Below are 992 nucleotides of genomic sequence, written 5' to 3'. Positions count from 1 at the left end.
ATCGCCGGCCCCGCGCACGCCGAGGCCGGCGGGATCGCCGGTTCGACCCCGGCGCAGGATGCCGCCGAGTCCGGCGTAACGGCAGTCCCGACCGAGACCACCGACACGGGAGCTCCCGGGACTCCGGCGGGCGAGAACGTCGCCGAGACGCTGCGCCTGGAGACCGAGCGCGCCGTCGCGGCGATGAAGTCCGCGCGGAAGGCCGAGGCCAAGAAGAACTCGACCGTGTCCAAGAAGCGGAAGGCCGCGCTCAAGAAGGCCGCCGCGAAGCAGAAGGCCGCGGTCAAGAAGAAGGCCACCAAGGCGAAGAAGAAGCTGAAGAAGGTTGTCCGATCGGCGATGTCGCAGCTGGGCGACTTCCAGGACTGCACGGCAGTCGTGGAGCGGGCCTTGCGCAAGGCGGGCGTCCACGCGGGCGACCTCGGAACGCAGGTCGGCGACTACACGGAGCTCGGCGGCCGCAAGGTCACCGGCAAGTACCGCGCCGGCGATGTCCTGATCTGGCCGGGCCGCCATGTCGCGGTCTACACGGGCAAGGGGAAGGCCGTGCACGGAGGCTGGAACGGCGGGCGCACCGTCGTCAACAAGAACCTGCAGGTCTACAGCAAGCCGATCGTCGTGCGCTATTTCAAAGCCGACCAGCAGGCCGCCGCCTCGGTCGCCTCCTAGGCCCATCTCCTGGATCGATTTCCCAGCCCCACGCCCTCCGGCGTCGCAGGTGCCTCGGCGCCTCGCGCACGGCGAAGGCGGGCCCCGCTCCTCGTCGCGATGCGAGGCGGAGCGGATCGGTGACGGATCACCCCCAGTGCGGCGGTTTGTCGTCTCTGAGGCGCGACTCGTTCTCGGTTGAGGGGCGCGGATCGGCCGGCGGATCGTAGGGCGCCGGATCGCTTCCCTCGGGCGCGGGTCGCGTCGCCCGCCGAGGTCGACGCCGGTCGCGGCGCACTCTGCCCGCGTCCGCACCGTCGTGCGCGTCGTGCGTCCGGGAGCTC

General features: G+C 71.2%; 1 protein-coding gene. It reads left to right on the top strand.

All coding sequences use genetic code 11. The features are described from left to right. A partial coding sequence (locus tag ACFPZL_RS13635) for a hypothetical protein (RefSeq protein ID WP_382335933.1) occupies positions 1-669 on the top strand: 669 nt, incomplete at its 5' end. Positions 670-992 lie beyond the last annotated feature (323 nt).

It is taken from the genome of Leucobacter soli, from assembly GCF_042659205.1.
Taxonomy (GTDB): Bacteria; Actinomycetota; Actinomycetes; order Actinomycetales; family Microbacteriaceae; genus Leucobacter; species Leucobacter soli.
Note: the sequence above shows the minus strand (reverse complement) of the source record. Positions and strands in the feature narration are given on the sequence as shown.